The organism is Haloferax sp. s1 (assembly GCF_058382125.1).
The window spans coordinates 1-1,143 of the sequence record NZ_JBZRPK010000115.1 but is presented as its reverse complement, the minus strand read 5'-3'; the positions used below and the strand labels follow the sequence as shown (position 1 = coordinate 1,143).

Annotated in this window: 1 protein-coding gene and 1 pseudogene; one reads left to right on the top strand and one right to left on the bottom strand. The window is 62.7% G+C overall.

What is annotated here, in order from left to right; translation table 11 throughout:
- The first annotated feature begins 1 nt into the window (after window position 1).
- Window positions 2-766 carry an SAMP-activating enzyme E1 gene (ubaA, locus tag QT222_RS00805; protein WP_491475990.1) on the top strand — a complete coding sequence of 255 codons (765 nt, stop codon included), beginning with the start codon at window positions 2-4 and terminating at the stop codon, window positions 764-766.
- A gap of 66 nt (window positions 767-832) precedes the next feature.
- Here ubaA and QT222_RS00800 read toward each other — a convergent pair.
- A pseudogene (locus QT222_RS00800) lies at window positions 833-1,143 on the bottom strand (methyl-accepting chemotaxis protein); the annotation flags it as partial.

Sequence of the window (1,143 nt, the reverse complement as noted above, 5' to 3'; positions counted from 1 at the left end):
TATCACAATGGACGAGGTTGCCCCGGAAGACCAGGAGAGTCTGTTAACCTCACGGGTCGTCGTCGTCGGTGCGGGAGGGCTTGGAGCGCCGGCTATCCAGTACCTCGCCGCGGTCGGCGTCGGCGAACTCGTCGTTGTCGACGACGACGTAGTCGAGCGAAGCAACCTCCAGCGGCAGATTATCCACCACGACGAGGACGTGGGCGAACCGAAAGCCCAGAGCGCCGCCGCGTTCGTCCGCGGCCTCAACCCGGACGTGAGCGTCGAACCAATCGAAGCGCGTGTGGACAAATCGAACGTCTACGACCTCATCGCCGATGCGGACGTGGTGGTCGACGCTTCCGACAACTTCCCGACGCGCTATCTGCTCAACGACGCCTGCCGATTCGAGGAGATTCCGCTCGTCCACGGCGCGATATACAAGTTCGAGGGACAGGCGACGACGCTCCTGCCCGACGGGCCGTGTTATCGGTGTCTGTTCCCCGAAGCGCCCGAACCGGGGACCGTCCCCGACTGCGCGACGACGGGCGTCCTCGGCGTCCTCCCCGGAACGGTCGGGTGTATTCAGGCGACTGAAGCGGTGAAAGTCATCCTCGAAGCGGGCGAGGTGCTCGATGGGCGATTGCTGTTCTACGACGCGATGGACATGTCGTTCGAGACGGTTCCGTACCGAACGAACCCCGAGTGTCCGGTTTGCGGCGAAGACGGTATCGACACGATTGGAGATATTGAGTACGTCGAGAGTTGCGCGGTCGATCTCGATTGAGTCAGTAAGAGCGAGAAAGCCGATTGAGTGGAGTAGTGTGGAGTGGGGAGGGTGGTGTCAGTTCAGCTATCGGCCGAACTGGAAGCCGCCGACCGTGTCGTCAGTCGAATCAGTATCCGCGTCGGCCTCCGAGTACGACTCGTTTCGTTCGTGGGTAGACACCCGTCCGCCGTCGGTCGCCGCCTGAACGACGTCGAGGTCTTCGACTTCTTCCAAGGCCGCTGCGTCGCCGCCGACGAGTTCGGCCACGCGATTGGCGAGCGCATCGAGTGCGACCGTCTGGTCGGCCGTGGCGTCGGTAATATCGGTCGTCGCCGCTTCGGCGGTGCTCGCGTGGTCCTGTGCCATTTGAATCGTCGTCGTGACCTCTTCGATGT